The organism is Algoriphagus sp. PAP.12 (genome assembly GCF_026652115.1).
GTDB lineage: Bacteria > Bacteroidota > Bacteroidia > Cytophagales > Cyclobacteriaceae > Algoriphagus.
The window spans coordinates 1-22737 of sequence record NZ_JAPPSQ010000017.1 but is presented as its reverse complement, the minus strand read 5'-3'; the positions used below and the strand labels follow the sequence as shown (position 1 = coordinate 22737).

General features: G+C 39.7%; 16 protein-coding genes and 1 riboswitch. Of the genes, 11 read left to right on the top strand and 5 right to left on the bottom strand.

Annotated elements, in window-relative coordinates:
- Window positions 1-2: 2 nt before the first annotated feature.
- The gene (locus O0V13_RS17295) at window positions 3-323 is read right to left on the bottom strand and encodes a YbjQ family protein (RefSeq protein ID WP_268036235.1); all 321 of its coding nucleotides are present in this window, start codon (window positions 321-323) and stop codon (window positions 3-5) included.
- Window positions 324-525: 202 nt separating this feature from the next.
- Between O0V13_RS17295 and O0V13_RS17290 the strand changes: the two genes are divergently transcribed.
- The 9 genes from O0V13_RS17290 (at window position 526) to O0V13_RS17250 (ending at window position 15112) form a co-directional block, all read left to right on the top strand.
- Complete coding sequence (locus tag O0V13_RS17290) at window positions 526-4815, top strand: PAS domain S-box protein (RefSeq protein ID WP_268036234.1); 4290 nt, start codon at window positions 526-528, stop codon at window positions 4813-4815.
- 64 nt (window positions 4816-4879) lie between these two features.
- Window positions 4880-6205 carry a hypothetical protein gene (locus O0V13_RS17285; protein WP_268036233.1) on the top strand — a complete coding sequence of 442 codons (1326 nt, stop codon included), beginning with the start codon at window positions 4880-4882 and terminating at the stop codon, window positions 6203-6205.
- 86 nt (window positions 6206-6291) lie between these two features.
- Window positions 6292-6391: riboswitch (SAM riboswitch) on the top strand.
- Between the two features lie 62 nt (window positions 6392-6453).
- A complete protein-coding gene (locus tag O0V13_RS17280; RefSeq protein WP_268036232.1) occupies window positions 6454-7506 on the top strand; it encodes a homocysteine S-methyltransferase family protein in 1053 nt (350 codons plus the stop codon).
- 14 nt (window positions 7507-7520) lie between these two features.
- On the top strand, window positions 7521-10211 hold the full coding sequence (metH, locus tag O0V13_RS17275) for a methionine synthase (RefSeq protein WP_268036231.1): 2691 nt from the start codon (window positions 7521-7523) through the stop codon (window positions 10209-10211).
- Window positions 10208-11161 (top strand): methylenetetrahydrofolate reductase [NAD(P)H], encoded by a 954-nt coding sequence (gene metF, locus O0V13_RS17270; protein ID WP_268036230.1) that lies wholly within the window; start codon window positions 10208-10210, stop codon window positions 11159-11161. Before metH ends, metF begins: the two co-directional genes overlap by 4 nt.
- A gap of 97 nt (window positions 11162-11258) precedes the next feature.
- A complete protein-coding gene (locus O0V13_RS17265; RefSeq protein ID WP_268036229.1) occupies window positions 11259-11996 on the top strand; it encodes an energy transducer TonB in 738 nt (245 codons plus the stop codon).
- A gap of 38 nt (window positions 11997-12034) precedes the next feature.
- Complete coding sequence (locus tag O0V13_RS17260) at window positions 12035-12892, top strand: hydroxymethylglutaryl-CoA lyase (protein ID WP_268036228.1); 858 nt, start codon at window positions 12035-12037, stop codon at window positions 12890-12892.
- The gene (locus O0V13_RS17255; RefSeq protein WP_268036227.1) at window positions 12889-13437 is read left to right on the top strand and encodes a PepSY-associated TM helix domain-containing protein; all 549 of its coding nucleotides are present in this window, start codon (window positions 12889-12891) and stop codon (window positions 13435-13437) included. Before O0V13_RS17260 ends, O0V13_RS17255 begins: the two co-directional genes overlap by 4 nt.
- A 121-nt stretch (window positions 13438-13558) precedes the next feature.
- Window positions 13559-15112 carry an alpha/beta hydrolase gene (locus O0V13_RS17250; RefSeq protein WP_268036226.1) on the top strand — a complete coding sequence of 518 codons (1554 nt, stop codon included), beginning with the start codon at window positions 13559-13561 and terminating at the stop codon, window positions 15110-15112.
- Between the two features lie 40 nt (window positions 15113-15152).
- Here the strand turns inward: O0V13_RS17250 and dprA are convergent, their stop codons facing one another.
- The 3 genes from dprA to O0V13_RS17235 all read right to left on the bottom strand — a co-directional run bounded on the left by dprA (window position 15153) and on the right by O0V13_RS17235 (window position 17396).
- Window positions 15153-16280 (bottom strand): DNA-processing protein DprA, encoded by a 1128-nt coding sequence (dprA, locus tag O0V13_RS17245; protein ID WP_268036225.1) that lies wholly within the window; start codon window positions 16278-16280, stop codon window positions 15153-15155.
- Window positions 16252-16605, bottom strand: a complete 354-nt coding sequence (locus O0V13_RS17240; protein WP_268036224.1) for a MerR family transcriptional regulator — start codon at window positions 16603-16605, stop codon at window positions 16252-16254. The genes dprA and O0V13_RS17240 overlap by 29 nt, the downstream gene beginning before the upstream one ends.
- A gap of 86 nt (window positions 16606-16691) precedes the next feature.
- Window positions 16692-17396 carry a 16S rRNA (uracil(1498)-N(3))-methyltransferase gene (locus O0V13_RS17235; RefSeq protein ID WP_268036223.1) on the bottom strand — a complete coding sequence of 235 codons (705 nt, stop codon included), beginning with the start codon at window positions 17394-17396 and terminating at the stop codon, window positions 16692-16694.
- Between the two features lie 186 nt (window positions 17397-17582).
- Here O0V13_RS17235 and O0V13_RS17230 point away from each other — a divergent pair, with 186 nt between their 5' ends.
- Window positions 17583-17921: a PadR family transcriptional regulator gene (locus tag O0V13_RS17230; protein ID WP_073569942.1), complete on the top strand. Its 339-nt coding sequence runs from the start codon at window positions 17583-17585 to the stop codon at window positions 17919-17921.
- Window positions 17914-20520, top strand: coding sequence for an FtsX-like permease family protein (locus tag O0V13_RS17225; protein ID WP_268036222.1), 2607 nt, complete (start codon window positions 17914-17916; stop codon window positions 20518-20520). The genes O0V13_RS17230 and O0V13_RS17225 overlap by 8 nt, the downstream gene beginning before the upstream one ends.
- A gap of 214 nt (window positions 20521-20734) precedes the next feature.
- Here the strand turns inward: O0V13_RS17225 and O0V13_RS17220 are convergent, their stop codons facing one another.
- On the bottom strand, window positions 20735-22498 hold the full coding sequence (locus O0V13_RS17220; protein WP_268036221.1) for a DEAD/DEAH box helicase: 1764 nt from the start codon (window positions 22496-22498) through the stop codon (window positions 20735-20737).
- Between the last annotated feature and the right edge of the window lie 239 nt (window positions 22499-22737).

The window sequence follows — 22737 nt, the reverse complement described above, 5'->3', positions numbered from 1 at the left end:
ATTTATAATCTCGAGGTTTTGACTGCAGTTCCAGCTGCGGTGACCATCAGCATTCCGTCCCGGATTGTTTCGTAGTCTAGGTCAATTCCGATAATTGCATTTGCGCCAAAAGAACGGGCTTGCATTTCCATTTCGGCCATAGCAGTTGCCTTAGCTTCTCTTAATACTTGCTCATAAGCACCCGCTCTACCGCCTACGATATCGGTGATACTGGCAAAGAAATCCTTGAATACATTGGCTCCGATAATGGTTTCACCGGATACGATTCCTAGATATTCTTCGATTTTGTGGCCTTCTAAATTGTTGGTGGTTGAAATAATCATTTGAAATAGGTTAAATTAAAACTATCAATTATCACGAAGGATTTCAGGATAGGTTGCTTTGATGTGATAAAAATATTTGCAATCAAGTAGAGGGGTGTTTGTCGTCTATCTGATATTTGTCGTGGGGGATGAAGTACTGAAATAATTACTTTCTTTGCTTAGTAGAACTAAAAGAGACCAAAGCAAATTTGCTCGATTACTAATGAGTGATTTTAATCAATTCGATATTTCAAACTTTTTCAATGAAGTCAAGGAGCCATTATTCTTAATGGACTCCGATGAGATTATTTTTTGGAATGATTATGCTAAAGAAAATTACGCTAATCTTTCATACGATTGGAAGGCTTGGTTTTCCAATCCTGAAATGATTGAGATGATCACTGACTTTTTTACAAATGGTGTAGTTCCTGATGTTTATTATTTTCACTCTCTCCAAAAGAAAAATGGTGAACTAGAACGGTTTGAATGGGGATTTGTCAATCTTCCTTCTTCTTACAGTTCCAAATTTTTGATTGTTAAGGCCAATAAAATCAGAAATTCCTTCGGATTCAATTCAGATTTTTCGATTCTAAAAAGTGAAAGTGAAGCAAATCAGAAGCTAGGCTACATGCAAAGTATCATCCATCATAGCCATGATTTGATAGCTATTTTGGATGAGAATGGGAATTACAAATTTATTTCGGAGTCTGTTGGTGAAAAGCTGGGCTTTGAAGTGGATGATATCATCGGCAGAAATTTCAAAGATTTTCAAGAGGCAGGAATAATTGAATTGGTAAAAGGTGATTTTGATGATGCTTTAAAAACCAATGAAGAAGTTTCAATCGATTTTTGGATACATAGTTCTAAAGGTGAGCATGTTTACTTGGAGAGTTATGCTAAGAATCTTTTGGATCATCCTCAAATTCAAGGAATTCTTTTTTCTAGCAGAGATATTACTGATTTTATAGAGACGGATAAATCCCTTCAGAAAAGGTATGAAATAGAGAATTTGATCAACCAAATCTCTTCTCGATTTATTAATAGTCGACTTCAGAATCTGGAAGATAATTTCCAGGAATTTTTGAGTAGGTTCAGTTATTTTTTGCGAGCAAGAAAATCAGCGATTGCGGTTTTAAATAAAGAAACTGAAGGTTTTGAAATATTGAATACTTGGAGTCTTGATAAGCGGGATATTTTCCAACCTAAGGAAATTGAGCAAATAATTTCCGGAAGGAAAAGGCGCTTGGAAGCCGAAATGGTAAAGTTGGTGGATCGCGAAGAGGATGAAAATTCAGACAAGATATTGATGATACCCATGGTTTCGATTTCTAAACTACTGGGAGTGATTTTGTTTGAAATTGAATCTGAAAACTTTGAATTAATTGAGAAGGAATTACAGATTTTTCGCCAAGTAGGCGATATTCTGGCCAGTGCCTATATTGGAAATTTGATGAACCGTAAGATCGAAAGGAATGAGAACCTTTTGACAACTACGGAGCATCTTTCTAAATCGGGCTCTTGGAAATATAGCCACGCAAAAGATGTGTTTTATATGTCTGGAGGCTTGGCAAAGTTATTTGGCTTGGGGGAGCAGCCTATATCAGCTGAATTTTCTTCTCTTATTCTAAAAATTGAAAATCCCTACAGAAAGGAATTTGTAAAAAACCTAAAACAAAGCATATCCAAAAAGTCAAAAGTCTCTGGGGAGTTCACCATCAAGAATAAAGAAGGGAAGACTACCTACATTGCCTATGAGATAGAGAGTAAAAAGGATGTTTTTGGTCAGGGACTCGAAGTAAACGGTTTTTGTACGGACATCAGTCACAAAAGAGCTGCAGAGGACTATTTAAGGCTTCAATCGCAAATTTTAACGCAGGTAAATGACCCGATAATTGTAGCCAATCTGGAGTATGAAGTCATATATCTTAATGAAGCAGCACTTCAATTTTGTGATTCAGAGAAAAACAGCTGTTTATCCAAACATATAGAGTCTTTAATTAATTGGAACCTGCCAAGAAAGGCCAAATTTCAATCAATAGCCGAAAATTTGAAGGTTGGTGATGTCTGGAAGAATGAGGTTTTTATCCAAAATTACTCTAGTGATAAAATTCCATTTGAGGTTTCAATTCAAGGGATTCATGCAGATGGAAAAGATAAAATAGGATACTCTATAATTCTTAGGGATTTAACCGACAAATATGAGAATGAAAGGTTGGCGAGTAGGGCAAGAGTGATTGTTGAGAACAGTCCTGCAGTGCTATTTCAGATAGACCCAAATGACGATTACAGGATTTATTACATTTCAGAAAATATAAGTCAATTTGGCTACCAGTCAAATGAACTCATGAGTCAGAAAGTTTCATTCTTGGATTTGCTTCATCCCGATGACTCCCAGATTATTCGGGAGATGCAAAAGAAATCTAGGAGGAATAATGGAGTGGTTTCATTCTCAGGAGAATTCAGGATAATCACTCCTAAGGGTGAGGTCATTTGGGTGGAAGACAAAACCAGCGATGTCAAAAATGAATCTGGGGATATTGTTCTCCATCAAGGATTGTTTCAAGATATCACGGACCGTAAAAACTTTGAGGCTTTTAAGGAAGAAAAGGAAAAGCAATATCGAGTATTGGCTTCGAATATCCCAGGTACCAATATTTTCCTTATTGATAAAGACCGGAAATATATCGTTGCAGAAGGAACCAACTTCGACTATTGGGAAATGACTCCTGAAGATTTTGAAGGCAAATATTTAAGTGATATAGCTTTGACAGATCAGCAGGTTGTTTCCGAAATTTTAGATAAAGTTTATAATGATCAGGAAATTGTGGAATCTGAATTCTTTATCAAAGAAAGAAGGTATCACAGGATCATTCGGCCAATTTTAGAATTTGGCAAGGTTGAATATGCCTTGAGCATTATCAGGGATATTACTGAGGAACACCAAGCTAAAGAGAACCTGAAGAATTCAGAGGAGAAGTTTAGAACCCTTGTAGAAAGCTCAACAGAGGTGATTTTCTCTTTGTCAGAGGATTTTACGTTGGATTACCTTTCTCCTAATATCAATCAGTTTTTGGGTTATGAAGCTTCTGAGGTAATCGGAAAAAATATTTTTGAATATATCAATCCAGATGATCTGGAAGTTTTTCAGGGGATTTTAGAGGAAAACACAGACTTTTTGGCCAAAAACCAATACCTGGAATTCCGACTGAGGCATAAGAATGGAGATTATCGGGTGTTCAATACCAATGGTCAAATGGTTTTGGACAAGGATGGAAAAACCAGAATGTATACCGGGATAGCACGAGATATTTCCAAACTCAAAGAAGCCCAAGATGAATTGGTAAAAGCAAAAGAGCGGGCTGAGCAGGCATCTTTGATAAAGTCACAGTTTCTTTCTGTTATGAGTCATGAAATTCGAACTCCGATGAATGCGGTAATTGGATTGGCTCATTTTCTCATGGAGGATAATCCTCGGGCAGATCAACTGGAAAATCTGAAAACTTTGCAATTCTCCGCTGAGAGTTTAATGGCTCTGATCAATGATATTCTGGATTATAACAAAATTGACTCTGGTAAAGTAGAGTTGGAAAAGATGCCTTTTGATCTTAAAAATCTGATCAGAAGGATCGTTCATTCGCATAGTTTCCAGGCGAATGAAAAGTCTCTGGAACTATTTGTTGAAATTGACGAAACGATTCCAAAGAGTATTTTGGGTGATTCTGTTAGGATAGGTCAGATCGTGAATAACCTACTTTCCAACGCCATCAAGTTTACTGAAAAGGGCTTTGTGAAAATCAAACTTTCCAAAAAATCGAAACCTCAGGATGGTATTACTTCTATTCAGTTTGGATTTGAGGATACAGGAATAGGAATCCCTGATGAAAAGCTGGAAACCATCTTTGAAGCATTTACCCAGGCCTCATCTGAAACAACAAGGAAATATGGAGGGACTGGATTGGGCTTGGCAATTGTCAAACGATTGATTGAGTTGCATGGAGGAGAAATTAAATACAAGGCCAACCCTTTAGGAGGAAGTATTTTTGAGTTCACATTAGAATTTGAGGTTGAAAAAGAGCAAGTAGATCAACTCCAAGAAAACGGAAAGCCTGCTCCAAAGTCTTTGAGTGGTGCCTCTATATTGGTGGCAGAAGATAACATGGTCAATCAGATTTTGATCAAGAAATTTCTCAAAAAATGGGATACCGGAAAAGTAGTAGTAGCTTCTGATGGACAAGAGACTTTAGAATGTTTTGAAAAAGAACATTTTGATTTGATTTTGTTGGATTTGCAAATGCCTGTTTATGATGGCTTTACTGTAGCTAAAATGATCAGGGAATTTCCTGATGATCACAAAAAACAGGTGCCTATTTTAGCCTTGACTGCGTCGTCTTTTCATGAGGTAAAAGAAAGTTTGATAGAATCGGGTATAGATGGATATGTACCAAAACCATTTACTCCAGAGGTACTTTATTCCAAAATGGTGAAATTTCTAGGACTAAAAGAAAAGACCTAATGCATGTTTAGCATTAATTTTGCCTGAGAGGCAGGAATAAAAGCCAATTGCCTCAATCCCTACCATGATAAAAGCTGATTTTTTCAGAATTCCGTTTTTGCTAATCCTTTTCTTGATTTGGGGAAACCAGTCTTTTTCCCAGAAACTTTATACAAAAAGGTCGACTTTCTATACACACTTGGGAGTAAGTGGTGCAAAACTCAACCAGTTTAATCAAATGCTGGAAGAAAGGGGGCTATCAGAGTTGAGGAATAAATATCATTCAATAGGCCTGGGATACCAGAGTAGGATCAATGATTTTGTGATCGGCATGGAGTTAATTCATAACCGAGGCTCCTATAGCGAATTCGATGGTTACAAAATGGGTTTTAGAACTTCACGCGCTCTATTAAATATTGGATATGCATTTACGGAGGAGTCTAAATTCCAATTGATTCATTATATGTCCTTGGGAGTTGGATACCTGAATTTTCAAATGCTTCCTTCTGAGAGACCTTCCAGTTTAGAATCGTTTCTAGAAGATCCTGAAAAAGGATTTATCCTTCGGAAAAACGACATTCAAAAAGGATCCAGGAATTATGGAGATTTTTTGACTGAAATTGGTTTCCAGTTGAGTTATGATTTTGATATTCCCGGAAGGGAAGAAGCTCTTTCCGTCATTGCAAAAATGGGATATGCATTTAGTCCATTTGAAGGAAAATGGCAAATGAATGGTCTTTCTTTTGATAATACCCAAAGTGGTGCTTTTTTCAGAGTTGGAGCGGGGATTTCCCTTCCGGATAGAAATTTCTTCTACAAAGACGCTTCTATCTCAGCCCATCTGATTACAGGCTTTCATTTTACTTCTCCTAAAAAATTCAATTCTATTTTGTCTGATCATGGATATGATGAATTGGATGGAACCCCTTCGAACCTAGGACTTAAAATACAGGGTGAAAATGAAAAGCTACTCTATGGTGCTGAGGTTTATAACTTGGCGATGAAAGGTGATGCTTCCAGCACTCAAACTCAATCTTTGAACAGTCTGAGGATATATGCAAATTTGGGTTATAAGGCGCTTCAATATAAAAACTTTGGGTTTGGAGCTACAGGAGGAATAGGATACGGGAACTTACGTTATACTATTTTGAAAAATGATAAGCCTGATTTTCCTGAGCTTTTCGAACAGAGAAAATTTGACGGCTATTTAAAGAATTCGGGCTTAATGGCCAAACCAGAAGTTTTTGTCGAATATGCGATTCCAATGACTAAAATGAAGCTTTTTGATCTGGTTTTTACTGCCGCTGCAGGGTATGAATTAGCTTTAGCAAATTACCGCTTAGGCGAATTGGATATGGCGGATTATATGACTGCACCTTACCTGATGTTTGGCATTGGAGTGAGACCTTGATCATTTGAGCCAATCCTTTTGATAATATTGATTGAAAATTCCAATCTACGGGCTGTTTTATTCTAAAATAGCTGTTACCTTTGGTCTGCTTATCGAGAAAGACCGAGGGAAGGGCCCAAAGACGTCTTAGCAACCTGTCTTCAAGGTGCTAACTCCCATTCTGGAAAAACCGGAAACAGATGAGCGGAATAGGTACTCTGTACTTTCCTCCGTGGTTTTGCTCGATTAGCTTTTTGAAAATTACAATTATGCAAAACAGAACGGAAACTCTTCTCAAATTACTTCAGGAACGTATATTGATACTGGATGGTGCTATGGGTACTATGATCCAACGGTATACCCTGACCGAAGAGGATTTCAGAACTCCTGAATTAAAAGATCACCCAAAAGCTCTCAAAGGCAATAACGATTTACTTTCTCTAAGTCGCCCAGATATCATCAAAGCAATTCATGCTGAATATTTTGAGGCTGGAGCAGATATTATTGAAACCAATACTTTCTCGGGAACTACTATAGCCCAAGCAGATTACGGATTGGAAAAATTGGCTTATGCTATCAATTTTGAGTCTGCAAAATTGGCAAGAGAGGTGGCAGATGAATTTACCGCCAAGAACCCTGAAAAACCTCGCTTTGTAGCAGGTGCGATGGGACCAACTAACCGTACAGCTTCCATTTCTCCTGATGTCAATGATCCAGGTTATAGAGCTGTGACTTTTGATGAGCTAGCTACGGCCTATGCCGAGCAAGTTCGAGGCTTGTTGGATGGCGGAGTGGATATACTTCTGGTAGAAACCATCTTCGATACTTTGAATGCAAAGGCTGCTTTATATGCTATTCAGGATGTTTTTGAGGAAAGAGGATTGCCATTGGACCCAAGAGAAGGTGGTATTCCAATTATGATTTCTGGAACCATTACAGATGCTTCTGGAAGAACACTTTCAGGACAAACCACTGAGGCATTTTTGATTTCTGTTTCTCATGTTCCATTACTTTCTGTTGGATTGAATTGTGCTTTGGGAGCCAAAGAACTGAGACCCTATCTAAAAGTATTGTCCAACAAAGCTCCGTTCTTTGTTTCTGCATACCCCAATGCAGGCCTTCCAAATGAATTTGGCGCTTATGATCAAGGAGCCAATGAAATGGCCGATCAGGTAAGAGACTTCATGAAAGAAGGAATGCTCAATATCGTTGGAGGCTGCTGTGGAACAACCCCGGATCATATCAAGGCTTTGGCAAAAATGGCCTCAGAATATCAGCCTAGAAAAACTGAAAGTGAAGAAGTAATCGAAACAGCTGACTGAGGAAGGAGAAAATCATGGACTATTTGAAATTATCAGGCCTAGAGCCTTTGGTGTTTACTCCCAATTTGAATTTTGTCAACATTGGAGAGCGAACCAATATCACAGGATCTAAAAAATTCGCCCGACTGATCCTAAATGGGCAATACGATGAGGCATTGGAAGTCGCCTTGGATCAAGTACGAGGCGGTGCCCAGGTGCTGGATGTTTGCATGGATGAAGGGATGCTTGATGGGGAAGCAGCGATGGTTCGTTTCTTGAATCTGATTGCTTCAGAGCCTGAAATCAGCCGGATTCCGATAATGGTCGATAGCTCCAAATGGAGTATCATTTTGGCTGGATTGAAGTGTATTCAAGGGAAAGGGATTGTGAACTCCATTTCATTAAAGAATGGGGAAGAGGAGTTTATCTCTCAAGCCAAAACCATCAAGAAATTTGGAGCAGCGGTAGTTGTCATGGCTTTCGATGAAAAAGGTCAGGCAGATACCTATGATCGTCGTGTTGAAATCTGCGAAAGATCCTATAGAATATTAGTCGATCAGGTCAAATTCAATCCTCAGGATATCATTTTTGATCCGAATATCTTCCCTGTTGCTACTGGGATGGAAGAGCACAGAAGAAATGCTCTGGACTTTTTCTTGTGTACAAAATGGATCAAAGAAAATCTTCCCGGAGCAAAAGTCAGTGGTGGTGTAAGTAATGTATCATTCTCTTTCAGGGGAAATAACCCAGTGAGAGAAGCCATGCATGCTGCATTCCTGTATCATGCAATCCATCATGGAATGGATATGGGTATCGTGAATCCGACTATGTTGGAAGTATATGATGATATCCCAAAAGACCTTTTGGAGCGTGTGGAGGATGTGCTTTTTGATAGAAGAGAGGATGCAACTGAAAGGTTGCTTGATTTCGCAGAAACCGTAAAAAGTTCTGGTAAAAAAGAAGCTGTCAGTGAAGCGTGGAGAAATGAACCTGTCTCCAAAAGAATAGAACATGCGCTTGTGAAGGGGGTGCTTGACTTTATTGTGGAGGACACTGAAGAGGCTAGATTGGAGTTGGAGAACCCGTTGAAGGTGATCGAAGGTCCGTTGATGGATGGAATGAATGTGGTAGGGGATCTATTTGGTGAAGGGAAAATGTTCCTTCCTCAGGTAGTGAAATCTGCTCGGGTGATGAAGAAGGCTGTTGCCTATTTGGAACCGTTTATGCCACTGCCCGAAGAAGGTCAGGAAGGTTCTAATCTGAAGAAAATATTGCTTGCAACTGTCAAAGGAGACGTCCATGATATTGGTAAGAATATCGTGGGAGTGGTTTTGGCTTGTAATTCTTACCAAATCATTGATTTGGGCGTGATGGTGGATGCTCAGGTGATCATCGATGAGGCCATCAAAAATAAAGTAGACATCATCGGCTTGAGTGGATTGATTACACCTTCATTGGATGAGATGGTCAATGTCGCCTCTGAAATGGAGAGACAAGGATTGAAGATTCCTTTGTTGATCGGTGGTGCTACGACTTCTAGAATTCATACCGCGGTAAAAATTGATCCAGTTTATTCTGGAACAGTAGTCCATGTGACCGATGCGAGTAAGTCTGTCCCAATCGCTGGAGAGGCTATTTCTGAGGAAACCAAGGCTAGTTATCATCTCCAAATCAAGGAAACCTATCAAAAGCTTCGTGAGGATCATGAGTCCAAGCAAGCCGTAAAGCAGATGGTTTCCTATTTGGAAGCAAAAGGAAATCCAGTTGAGATAGAGTGGGAGGGATATGAACCAGTTGTTCCTGAGGTTTTGGGAAGACAGGTCTTGGACTTGGATTTGGATACGTTGAGAAAATACATTGACTGGACCCCATTTTTCCAAACATGGATGCTCAGCGGGAAGTATCCCAAGATTCTGGAAGATCCAATTGTCGGAAATGAAGCGAAAAAGCTGTTTGCAGATGCTAATACCATGCTTGATCATATTATTTCTGAAAAATGGCTGGAGGCAAAAGCTGTTTTTGGACTTTATCCAGTCAAAAGAACAGAAGATGATGCGGTGGTTTTTGAGCCAAACGATGCGAATGTAGAACTTGGTAAGTTTCACTTTTTGCGCCAGCAAGGTAAAAAAGGAAAAGGTGTGCCCAATAGATCACTTGCAGATTACCTACATCCGGATAAAACCGATTATTTGGGATGTTTTGCGGTAACGGCAGGATTGAACATGGAGGCTAAGTTGGCTGAATTCCAGAAAATTGGAGATGATTACAATGATATTCTATTCAAGGCATTAGCAGACCGGCTGGCAGAAGCAGCAGCTGAATACCTGCACGAAAAAGTAAGGAAAGAGGATTGGGGATATGCCAAAAATGAGAGTTTAGAGAATGATTCCTTGATCCGTGAAGAGTATGCTGGGATTCGACCTGCTCCAGGATATCCAGCATGTCCAGAGCACTCCGAGAAGGAGATGATTTCTGAGCTTTTGGATATGGAAAACACTGCGGGTATCAAATTGACTTCCAGTTACGCCATGATTCCTACGAGTTCCGTTTCTGGTTTCTTCTTTGGACATCCTGATTCCAAATATTTTGGTTTAGGTAAAATCTCTGAAGATCAAGTCGCCAGCTATGCTGAAAGAAAAGGAATCACATTAGAGAAAGCCGAGCGTTTGCTTTCCCCTAATCTAGCCTATCAACCTAATAAATCGAAAGAAGTAGAAAACTCATGAAAATAACCGAACATCTATCCAACGCAGACAAAACCCTGTTTTCGTTCGAGATCCTTCCGCCTTTGAAGGGCCAAAGTTTGAAAGACCTTTTGGAAGGGATAGAGCCTTTGATGGAATTCAAACCTCCCTTTGTAGATGTGACTTATCACAGAGAGGAGTTTATTTATAAGAAGCATCCGAATGGACTTTTGGAGAAAATATCTACCAAAAAACGTCCTGGAACTGTTGGTATTTGCGCAGCAATTATGAATAAATTTCATATTGATGCAGTGCCTCATTTGCTGTGTGGAGGATTCAATAAGGAGGAAACTGAAAATGCACTGATTGACCTCAATTTCATCGGTGTAGACAATGTGTTGGCGTTGAGAGGAGATGCTCCAAAAACAGAAGGAAAGTTCGTTCCTGAGTTGGATGGACATCATTATGCCAGTGAATTGGTGGAACAGATTGTAGGAATGAACAATGGGAAATACCTTCATGAGGAAACTGAAACAAGTTTCCATACAGATTTTTGTGTGGGTGTAGCAGGATATCCCGAGAAGCATTTTGAAGCACCGAGCATGAAGTTTGACTTGAAATACTTGAAGGAAAAAGTCGATAAAGGTGCCGAATACATTGTCACTCAGATGTTTTTTGACAATCAGAAGTATTTTGAATTTGTAGATAAGGTAAGAGAAGCGGGTATCGATGTGCCAATTATTCCGGGAATCAAACCGATTACCACAGTCAATCAAATCACCATGCTTCCAAGGACATTCTTCCTGGATCTTCCGGATCCATTGATGGATGAGCTTGAAAAGTGCAAGACCAATGCAGAGGTAAAAGAAGTGGGTATCGAATGGGCGATTCAGCAATGCAAAGAGCTGATTAAAGCCAATGTGCCTTCCCTTCATTTCTATACCATGAGTAAGGCAAGTGCCACCTATGCAATAGCAAAAGAGGTGTTTTAAACTCAATACCGATAATTAATAGGCTCAATTCTTTAAAAAGTATTGAGCCTTCTTTTTTTTAAATGATATCTTAGTCGAAGAATTTTAACAGATTGGAATGAGAACTGTTTTATTGCTTATTGCTTTTTTATTTACACATGATTTTTGTAAAGCTCAATATGTTCGTTTTATTGATCGGTACGATTTAGAGGTTGAAGATACAACTCAGGCTGATTTCACCTATTTTGAGCTAATCAGGGAGTTCGGGCAGGCTGTAAAAATTGAGCGGTTTGGAAAGGATTCGGTTAAAGTTTCAGAGTCAACCACGCTTTTTGATAGTCTAGGAAATGTGAAAGGCCTTCGGATAAGAGAATTATTTGAATCCGGTAAAACCGAATTTGTCTATTCAGAGGATAAGCACAAAAGAGAAATCGAAAAAATCAGATATTATGAAAGTGGTGATGTCAAAAGCCAGAAATTTTATCAGGATGGTCAGCTCGTAAATGAGGCTTATTTTGATAAAGAGGGGCAAAGTATTTCCTACCTAGAAAGTAGAGAAGCAACTCCTAGTGGCGGTCATGAAGGCTGGACTAATTACATGATTAAGAATCTATCCTATCCACAGGCCGCTAGATCCGCAAGAGCAGTGGGAACTGTCATTGTCATTTGTTTGGTGGATAAAGAGGGAAATGTGAAAGATCCCCAAGTAATAAATAAAGGTGAATGCCATCCATCTCTTGAAAAGGAGGCAATCATGTTAATCGAAAAGTATCCGGATCGATTTACTCCGGCATTGGAAGATGGGGAAGTGGTAGAGTCATTTTTTAGGTTCCCTGTTCGCTTCAAATTATCCTAGCGGTTCCTCTTTTTTCTAAGTTCTCTTTACCTTCGGGTATGATTAAACTAGTCGAATGTCCCCGAGATGCCATGCAGGGGCTTCCTGATTTTATTGACACGGCAATCAAAGCTGCCTATATCAATCAATTGTTGGAGATCGGTTTTGATACGGTTGATTTTGGAAGCTTTGTCAGCCCAAAGGCCATTCCTCAAATGCGTGATACCGAGGAAGTATTAAGCTTGCTGGATCTGCATAAATCAAAATCTAAACTCCTAGCTATCGTTGCCAATTTGAGAGGAGCGGAGGATGCTTTTCATTTTCCTGAAATTGATTATTTGGGCTTCCCTCTTTCTGTTTCGGAGACTTTTCAACAAAGAAATACCAATGCCAGTATTGCTCAGGCTTTGGAGACTGTGGAGACTATCCAGAACCTTTGTCAAACCAAGGGGAAAGAAATAGTAGTTTACCTGAGTATGGGCTTTGGGAATCCGTATGGAGATCCTTATTCCCCCGAATTGATAGCGGAGTTTGTTAAAAAATTGGATGATCTAGAAGTTAAAATTATTTCTTTAAGTGATACGGTTGGAGTTGCTGATAATAAGTTGATTAAAGAATTATTTCAAGTGCAGGTGGACACTTTCCCAGAGATAGAGTTTGGAGCGCATTTGCATAGCAGACCAGAGAGTATTTCCGATAAAGTAAAAGCAGCTTTGGAGGGTGGATGTAAAAGATTTGATGGTGCTTTGAAAGGTTTTGGTGGATGTCCCATGGCCAAAGATGAGCTGGTTGGGAATATGGATACCGAGATCATGATTGATACATTAGAGTCTCAGGGATATCAATTGGACTTGAATAAATCAGAGCTCAAAGAGGCTGTAAAATTGGCTAATTACGTTTTCCAATCCCCTTTATGAGTAAATCAGTTCAACCAAAAGTAAAAGCCCTGCGCATATACAGGACCCTTCATAAATGGATTGGGGTTCCTTTAATTATTTTCTTTTTGGTAGTGGGAGTGACCTCTATTTTGTTGGCATGGAAGAAGAAAGTCGAGCTATTGCCGCCTACTCAGAAAACCCAAGTGGAAAATGGAACCTGGATTTTGCCATCTGAGATGGTCAAAATAGGGGAAGAGGAGATGAAGAAAATAGGTGAGGATCCGCAAGTAGATCGATTGGATATCCGACCTGATAAAGGGATCGCTAAAGTGACTTTCAAAACTCATTTTACCGAAGTGCAGGTGGATGGCTTTTCTGGGGAAGTTTTATCTGTATCTACGCGTCATTCTGATTGGATAGAGAAAGTTCATGATGGTAGCATTATCGATTTTTATTGGACAGGAGAGGAAGGAGCAAAGTTAACCTATTCCACTTTGACCGCATTGGGCTTGCTTTTCTTGGCATTCAGTGGTTTTTACCTGTGGTATTATCCAAAATTGATCAGAAGATTAAAGAAGGCTTAGCGGCAGGGAAATGGGATTATCCCTTGGATTTTCTTTCCTGACGCAACCTTTTAGCTAAACCGTTCATCTTAAAAAGTAGAAGAGCTTTTTTAGAAATTGTAAGCGATTAACTGTGGAAAGAATGGTGAAATTGAAAGTGTCAGGACTATTAATCCTGATTTTTGGAAATATTTTTTGGGTTCATTCCCAAACTTCCTTGCAAGAACTCGGCCTCCAAAAAGGACTTTATCCAGTAGGTTTTAAGCACTATACGATTGTTGATAGCAGTAGAACTTACAGCAAATTCTACGACTTTTCTACTCAGAAAATTGCAAGAATTATTCCTATAAGTATTTGGTATCCAGCTGAATCAGTGGATAGATCTGAAGCTTTGAATGTATTGGATTATATGAGGGTCCTATCCCAAGAAGAAGAATGGGAGCACTTACCCGATGATCAGATACTGAATTGGTTTTATTATTCCAATACTACTGAAAATCAGGACCACCTTGAACAGATCACATCGGCTTTTGCGCATGCTCCTTTCAGAAAAGGAACGTTTCCACTAATTATTTATGCCTCAAGTTTTCAGGCATCTTCCATTGAAAATTTTGCGCTTTTTGAATATTTGGCCAGTCATGGATTTGTGGTGATCTCTAGTCCTAGCCGGGGGACCGAGACTCGCTGGTTTACTGGGAACTTACCCATGGAAATAGAAACTCAAGCAAGAGATGTGGAGTTTTTACTAAATGAGGCGAATAAAATTCCAAATGCAGATTTGGATAAAACCGCTTTGATGGGTTTTAGCTTCGCGGGACTTGCCAATATCGTTGTCCAAAATCGAAATGATCGAGTTAAGGCTGTTGTAAGTTTGGATGGAACGGAGAGGTATCAATATCAATTGCTTGATAAATCCCCTTTTTTTAGTCCAGATAAATTAGATGTTCCCTACATCCATTTTGCCCAAAAAAACATCCCTGATCAAGTCTTGAAGGAAGATGAAATTGACCCACAATTAAATACCATTTTTCAATTGTATGATAGCTTGACTAGGAGTGAAGCCTATCAACTCAAGATGCACAATCTATCGCATAGCTACTTTAGTACACTTGGTGTCCTCTTTGAGAATAGGGATGTGAGGCAGGATAAAAGTGATTTGGAGATCATGGAATCCTATCGGCTCGTTTCCAAATATGTATTGAATTTCTTGAGTTCAACCTTACAAAAGGATAGAACTGCAACAGAATTCCTTTCCATTAATCCAATTGAACATGGGATTTCAGAAAATTTGATCAGCTTCAAATCCAAAGTGGCAGAGGAAAGGGCTTTCACTTTTCAGGATTTCAACGATTTGGCTTCCGAACAGCAATATGAAGGGTTAGTTAGGTTGTATGAGTCTGTGGTAAAGGAACACCCTGATTTCAAGATCCCGGAAGCAAGTTTAAATCAATTGGCTTTGCAGCTGGTTTTCAATCCAAAAACATCCCTACAAGGAATCAACTTGTTTTTATTGGGAACTCAGCTATTTCCCCAATCAGCCAATCTTTTTGATAGTTTAGGGGAGGGGTATTACTATATGGGTGAACAAGAGCAGGCCATTGCTAGCTTTGAAAAGTCTTTGGAATTGTATCCTGATAATCAGAATGCCATCAATCGTCTCGGTGAATTAAAGAAAGGAAGGAGGAAGGATTTTTGATTTTTATTCGAAGGGGTTAAAGCAAGGACTGAATTCAAATTCAAACCAACAATCGATACTTCTTTCCCGGTAGAGATTGAATGATTCCTTCGAACTCCATCTCCAGGAGTTTGGAAGAAAGAAGCCCTATTGGGATTTCAGTTTGAATGGAAATTTGATCAATTTTCATTTCCTTTTTTTCCAATAGGAGATTAAAAATAAGCCTCTCTTCTTCATCTCTTTGAGATAAATCCAGCTGAGGATTCTTATCGTTTTTTTTCTCCTTATTGTCCCAGTAAAGTGCCTCGGCAATATCATCGATTCTGGTATAGATACCGGCTTTCATTTTTCGGATGAGATGATTACAACCTTCACTGTATGGAGAATGCAAGTTTCCAGGTACGGCAAAGACTTCTTTATCATAGCTATAGGCAATCTCGGCTGTGATAAGTCCCCTGCCTCTTGCTGCCGATTCTACCACTACCAAGGCATCAGAAAGGCCTGCAATTATTCTGTTTCGGACTGGGAAATTGCCGGGAACTATTTTAGATCCCGGAGCATATTCACTGAGGATGGCCCCGTTTTCCATCATTTGTTCAACAGTTTCTCCGTGGATTGCCGGATAGATTTGATCGATGGGAGAACCCAGGACTCCAATGGTGGGAAGGTTTGCAGCCAAGCTTTCCCGATGGGCCTGGATATCTATTCCGTATGCCAATCCTGAAATAATGCTTGGTTGATATATGGTAGAATCCGCAATCAGTTTTTTTGTGACAGCCTTTCCGTAGGATGTGGCACTTCTCGTTCCAACCACTCCGATGGTTCTTTTAGGGTTGAAATCAGCATTTCCTTTTGCAAATAGCAGGATGGGTCCATCTTCCAGGGATTTGAGTCTTTGAGGGAAGTCTGATTCAAATAATGTCAGAATTCTAAATTCCTTCTTTTCGGAGAATTGAATCAGCTCATCGGCCTTTCGAAGTAAAAAATCTTTTGAATTTAGGATTTCAAGTAAACGGTAGCCGATCCGGGGCGTTTTAAAGACTTCCCCTTTGCTTATATGAAAGAAACTTTCCGCTGAACCAGCGTAGGCTAGGATAGCTTTGAAGATACCTGGACTTACTTTGGGCGCTAATGCTAAAGCTAAAAAGTATCTAAAGGACTCATGACTGGGATTTGGATTTGAACTCATCCCTCAAATTGATTAAAAAGTCTTTGATCTCCTGGAGTTTTTGAACCGCCTCGACTTTATTGAATCCCTGCTCTTTTCCTTGAGCAATGACCTCTCTGGCGCCCTCCAAGGTGTAACCTTTTTCTTTGACCAGGTGAAAAATATATTTAATCTTTTGGATGTCGTCTTTGGTGTAGCGACGATTTCCTTTTTTATCCTTTTTCGGCCGAATGATGTCAAATTCTCCCTCCCAATATCTAATCAATGAAGGTGCAACTTTAAACTGCTGAGCTACTTCCCCAATGGAATAATATTTCTTCTCTATTTCTCTCTCTTTGTACGGCACTGGATTTTCTTTATTACTCTAAATTAATGAAAATATAGCTTTCTCCTAAAGTAAAACTTGAGGTCTTTTGGTTTTCAACGAAAAAATTATCGATTCAGTATTTGAAGCATCTGGATAGCAGCCAATCCGGCTGTTTCAGTTCTCAATCGGCTTTTTCCTAGAGAAACAGCCTGGAAGTTTTGATCCATTGCTTCCTGGATTTCTTTGGGATCAAAATCTCCTTCAGGGCCAATCAGAATCACATATTTTCTTTTCGGCTTTGCTAAGTCCATCAAATGATGAGCATGGTTTTCATCTACATAGGCGATGAACTTCTCAAAATCATCAAATTCAGAATTTGTTATAAATGATTTAAAATCAAGAGTTTGATTGATTTTTGGAGTATGATACTTTAAGCTTTGCTTGCAAGCTGAGATCATCTTCTTTTGCAACCTTTCGGTCTTCAAAAAGCTCCTTTCAGAATTCATTGTCGAAAGCAAAGTCAATTCATGAAAACCGATTTCTGTGATTTTCTCTATCATCCATTCCATCCGATCCGGACTTTTGGTGGGAGCAATGGCTAAGTGGATATAAAAATCATCTGCCGGCACTTGCTCACTTGAAAGCACCTGAAGAATGGACTTCTTTGGATTTGCATCCGTCAGTTTGCATTCATACAGATTGCCTTCCCCATCAGTGATATGAATGGTGTCGCCCTCCCGCTTGCGAAGTACTCGAGTCAAATGTTTGGATTCCTCGGGCTCCAAAATGATCGTTGGAGGACTGATATGTTGTTGAAAAAAGAGCTGCATGAAGGTCCAAAATTAAAGTTTATTCTTGTAGAAAACACTCCTTAAATCAATTTCTAAATAATTAAGTGGGATTGGATGCGCGAATCTGATGGTGTAGGTTTTATCCAGACAAAAGAAATTCGTATTTAATTTACAAATATGAATTAAATACATTAGATTCATATTTGTAAATATAATAATCTAGGTATGAAAGGCTATCATCTAGGGGAGTTGGAGGAATTGGTCTTATTGATTGTGGGGATTCTAAATCAAGAGGCATATGGAGTTTCGGTTGTGGAAGAAATCAAAGGTCAAACCGGCAGAAAAGTAAATATTAGCGCTATTCACACAGTTTTGAATCGCTTGGAAGAAAAGGGGCTCTTAACTTCTGCAATGGGAGGAGCTACCGAAGAAAGAGGAGGGAGAAGAAAACGCTTGTTCAGTCTTTCAGCAAGTGGAAGAGCTGCAATCAACGAAGTAAAAGAAGTTAGGAATCGACTTTATGATCAGTTGCCTCCATTGGCTTTAGATTTTTCCCATGGATAAGAATCGAACCTATTATCCCCCCAAGCTAGCAGATCGGTTTTTGGAGTTTTACTGCTTGCCAGAGCTTTTGGAGCAGATCCAAGGCGATGCCTACGAGATTTTCTACATGGATTTGGAAGAGAAAGGTCTGGCTTATGCCCGATGGAGATACATTTTCCATGTGTTCAGTTTTTTCAAATGGAGGAACATAAGCTTAAGTAAATTCATCAATCAGAAATCAAATCAGGGAGCTATGGTAAGAAGTTATTTTAAAATCGGTTGGAGAAATATCCTCAAGCAAAAAGGCACCACCTTTATTTCAGTTTTTGGGCTCTCATGTGCTGTGGGTTGCTGCATTGTGGCCTATTTATTCATAGCCAATATCTGGTTCAAAGGCTTGAATCAACCCTATAAGGATGAAATCTATCAGTTGGTTTATACCGCAGAAGAAGCGGATGGACCCATAACATATGGGACAGTAGCCGAACCTATAGCTGAGCTGATACCCGAAAATCTGAATCAGGTGAAAAATCAAACTCAGGTTTTACTTGAATTTCCATTGCTGATCCATAATAATGAAAGTTTTTATCAGCGCTCTCTTTTCGTGGACCCGTCTTACATGGAGATGTTTGAATATCGGATGGATTTTGGATATCCCGGAGCCTTGGAAGAGACCGATCAGGTGATTTTAACCAAGCAGCTGTCCGAAAAGCTTTTTGGAGACAAGCATCCGATTGGGCAGGAACTGGCTCTTGTAGTGAATGGAGAAGAAAGACTTTATAAGGTTGGGGGAGTAATGGCGGATTTGAAGGATATGGTCATGTTTACCTTTGACCTGCTAGTCAATGTGGAATCGCATCCGGGTATCAAGCCTGATATCCCTTTGAAGGATGCTTGGAGTAGGGAATTGTGGACCTTTATTCAGGTGGAAGAAGAGGCTGATATGGCTCGAATTGAGTCAGAAATGGCTTCTTTTACCCTAATGCAAAATCAAATAAATCCCGATAAGCCTTACGTAAAAATGAGTTTGATTGCCTATCCTGATATCATTTATAATGTGGGCAAAATCCAGAGAGGGGTGAGGGATTTCTTGGGAATCGGACCTCAAATCCTATTGGGTACGATTGGATTGTTTATCCTGCTTTTGGCAGTATTCAATTATATCAATCTCTCAGTTTTGATGGCTTCCAAAAGACTAAAAGAGATCGGTGTGAGGAAGGTGATCGGGAGTAAAAGAGAACAATTGATTTTCCAATTTTTAAGTGAAAACCTGCTGATCTGCTTTTTTGCCATATTTCTGGGTTGTCTGATGGCTGGATTTATTTTCCTTCCGGGATTCAATGAAATAGCTTCTAAAAATCTTCAAATTGATTTATTCAGGGACAAAAACATCTGGATATTCCTTGGAGGAATGCTTCTGGCAATCACCTTGATTTCAGGATTGTATCCGGCCACTTACTTGTCCTCATTTAAACCCATCAGTATTCTGAAGGGAAATCAGAAAATTGGAAGTAAAAGTGTATTTACCAGTGTTTTGCTGGCCTTCCAGTTTACCTTGGCGATCATCAGTATGGTGGCAGGAATTGCGTTTGTACAGACAAATTATATCAATTCACAAAGGGATTGGGGATATAGTTCCGCGGATAAGATTATTGTGAACGTTCCGGAATCCAAGGATTATTTTCCATTGAAAAATAAGCTTTCAGCATTGTCTACTGTGATGGAAATCAGCGGGAGTCAAGATTATGTAGGGAATTGGATCCGTGACAAAGAGGTGTTTCTGAGAGATGAAAAGTATGAGGTCGATTTCCTGACTGCGGAGGCTAATTATCCAGAAATGATGGATTTAGAATTAAGAGAGGGGAGAATGTTTAATTCTGATTTAATAACAGATACTCAGGAATCCATTTTGGTCAACCAGACATTTTTGGACCGGCTAGGTCTGGATTTTCCATACGAAGGGGAGGTTACCATAGACAGTGCAGATTATCATGTTGTCGGAGTGGTGGATGATTTTCACACGACCTTCTTTAGTAATGGCATTGAACCTATGGTAATCCGTGCCTCTCCGGATACCACATTTAATTTTTTGACTTTGAAAATGAATCCTGGATCTGCAGAGGGCTCCATGGAAGCCGTCAAAAAAATATGGCATGAAACTGTCCCTCGAGGACTTTTCGAGGGGAAATTGCAAACAGAGGTCTTTGAAAGAGAAATCGCAGATGTAAATGGGATTACTAAGCTTATTTTGTTTTCAGCAACACTTTCTGTTGTCCTTGCTTTATTGGGGTTATTTGGCTTGGTTTCTCTGAATATGGCTGCCCATATCAAGGATTATTGCATCAGGAAGGTCTTTGGAGCCAATGTGGGTGACCTGTCCAAAAAGCTACTCAAACGATATGTGATTATTTGGGGAGTAGCGGCTGTGATCGGAACTGTCGTCTCCAGTTTCCTGATTTCCTCTTTCCTGGATAGCTTCTTTGCCTTTCATTCCGGGGTGGGGATTGTTCCGATAGGTTTTTCCTTATTGATCTTGTTTGGATTGATTTTCGGTACCGTAGCATCTCAAACCTGGAAAGTAATCAAAGCCAATCCGGCGGTAATCTTAAAGTCTGAGTAGGGGGAATTAAACAATCCATCTCAATAGGTTATAAAATCTAGTTTTATTAAAAATGTTCGTGGAGATACGAACATTTTCGAATTGTCCTGATCCATGTCTCTAAGAATCAATTTGGCGCCTACATTAAAATCATCTATAGAATAAGACACAAAAAAAAGCACACTCCCTGTGGAAGTGCGCCTTTAATAACCAAATTAACCTATAAACTAAAACCTTAACCTTTTGAATGTTCTAAATTGACTGGCTTCCCTTTGATAGTGTTGTTTTTCATAGCCTTGATGACTTGATCTGCATCACCTTTAGGCACATCCACAAATGAGAAGTTGTCATAGATATCGATACCTCCGATGCTTCTTCCGGAGATTCCAGCTTCACCAGCGATAGCTCCTACGATATCATTTGGACGGATTCTGTCTTTTTTACCTAGGTTCAAGAATAGGCGAGCCATGTTGGCATCACGACCTCTTTCAGATCTTCTACCTCCATCTCTATCACCTCTTCCGCCATCACGTCTGTCGCCTCTCTCAAATCTTCCACCTCTTTCAGATCTTCCGCCTCGGTCGAATCTTCCGCCACGGTCTCCACGGCCTCCATCTCTGTCACCACGACCTCCGTCTCTTTCTCTTCTTCTTTCGTTGAATGATGGCAATCCGAAGTCCTGATCTCTCATTTCTTTCACTGCCTCACCCATATTCATTTTAAGCAATCCCAATGCAATCTGCTCTAAGCTCATTCCTTCAGCCAACATTTGGCTAATGGTGTCTTCAAAGATCTGATTATCATCTTCTTTGCTCAATTGTCTGTTCACATCTTTCACCAATTGTGCTTTTTTCAAGTCGATCAGTTCAGAAACTGAAGGAGGAGCCATTTTGGTGATGGTAGCTTTGGTGTATCTTTCAAGATCTCTGATTTTCATGAAATCTCTTCTGCCAGTCACAAAGTTGATCGCAGTTCCGGATTTGCCCGCACGACCTGTTCTACCGATTCTGTGTACGTAGTATTCTTCGTCCAAAGGCAAATCAAAGTTGAATACTGCTTCCACATTATCCACGTCGATACCTCTTGCAGCCACGTCAGTAGCTACTAGGACAGTACAAAGTCCTTTACGGAATTTGTTCATTACTTTATCTCTTTGAGCCTGAGATAGATCACCGTGAAGTGCCTCAGCAACGATTCCTCTAGAACCCAACGCTTCAGTAGCCTCATCTGTCATTCTCTTGGTGTTACAGAAAACTACAGAAAGGGCATAATTATTTACAGTCATCAAGCGAGCCATCAATTCCATTTTCAAGGAAGGCTTCACTTCATAAAATACCTGCTCGATTCTATCTACTGTCAATTCCTTCTTGGCAACCTTGATGATATGAGGATCATTTTGGTATTTTCTGGTCAAGTCCATGATGGGCTTGGCCATGGTAGCTGAGAAGAATACAGTTTGTCTTTCTTCAGGCATTTCCTGCAAGATGGCTTCGATATCATCTCTGAAGCCCATGTCAAGCATTTCATCAGCCTCATCCAATACGATGATTCCGGCATCTTCCAATTTCAACGTACCTCTGTTGATGTGATCTTGCACACGACCAGGAGTACCTACTACAATCTGAACGCCTTTTCTCAAAACGCGGATCTGCTTATCGATAGACTCACCACCGTAGATCGCTACAGAATTGATTTTTCTGTGGAATTTGGCCAATTTCTGGATTTCACCTTCTACCTGAACAGCAAGTTCACGAGTAGGGCAAAGGATAATAGCCTGTGGTCTGTTGAAGTCTGGATCAACCAGTTCAATGATTGGAATAGCAAAAGCTGCTGTTTTTCCAGTACCGGTCTGAGCCTGTCCGATGACATCTCTACCTTCTAGTACGAAAGGAATTGCTTGTTCTTGAATAGGGGAAGGTTGGGTAAAGCCCATCTCTTCCACGGCCTGTAAGATTTCTGCTGAAATCCCCAGGTCTGAGAATTTTGTGTTGTTTTCCATGATGTTTCCTTACTTTTCTTGCCATGTACTCCTAGTGTTATCCCACGACAAGCGACAGTAAAGGATTTCACGGCTCAGAAAAATGTTCTGCGTCTTATTGACGGTGCAAAAGTAGAAGTAATTTATTTGGAAACCAAATACTCTTCAAAAGTTTTTAGAATATTCTTTAAAAAATCCGCAGTTTGATAAAAATATATTTGGTTAGATGCAGATAAATAAGGTTTTGGCAGTTGGTTCTT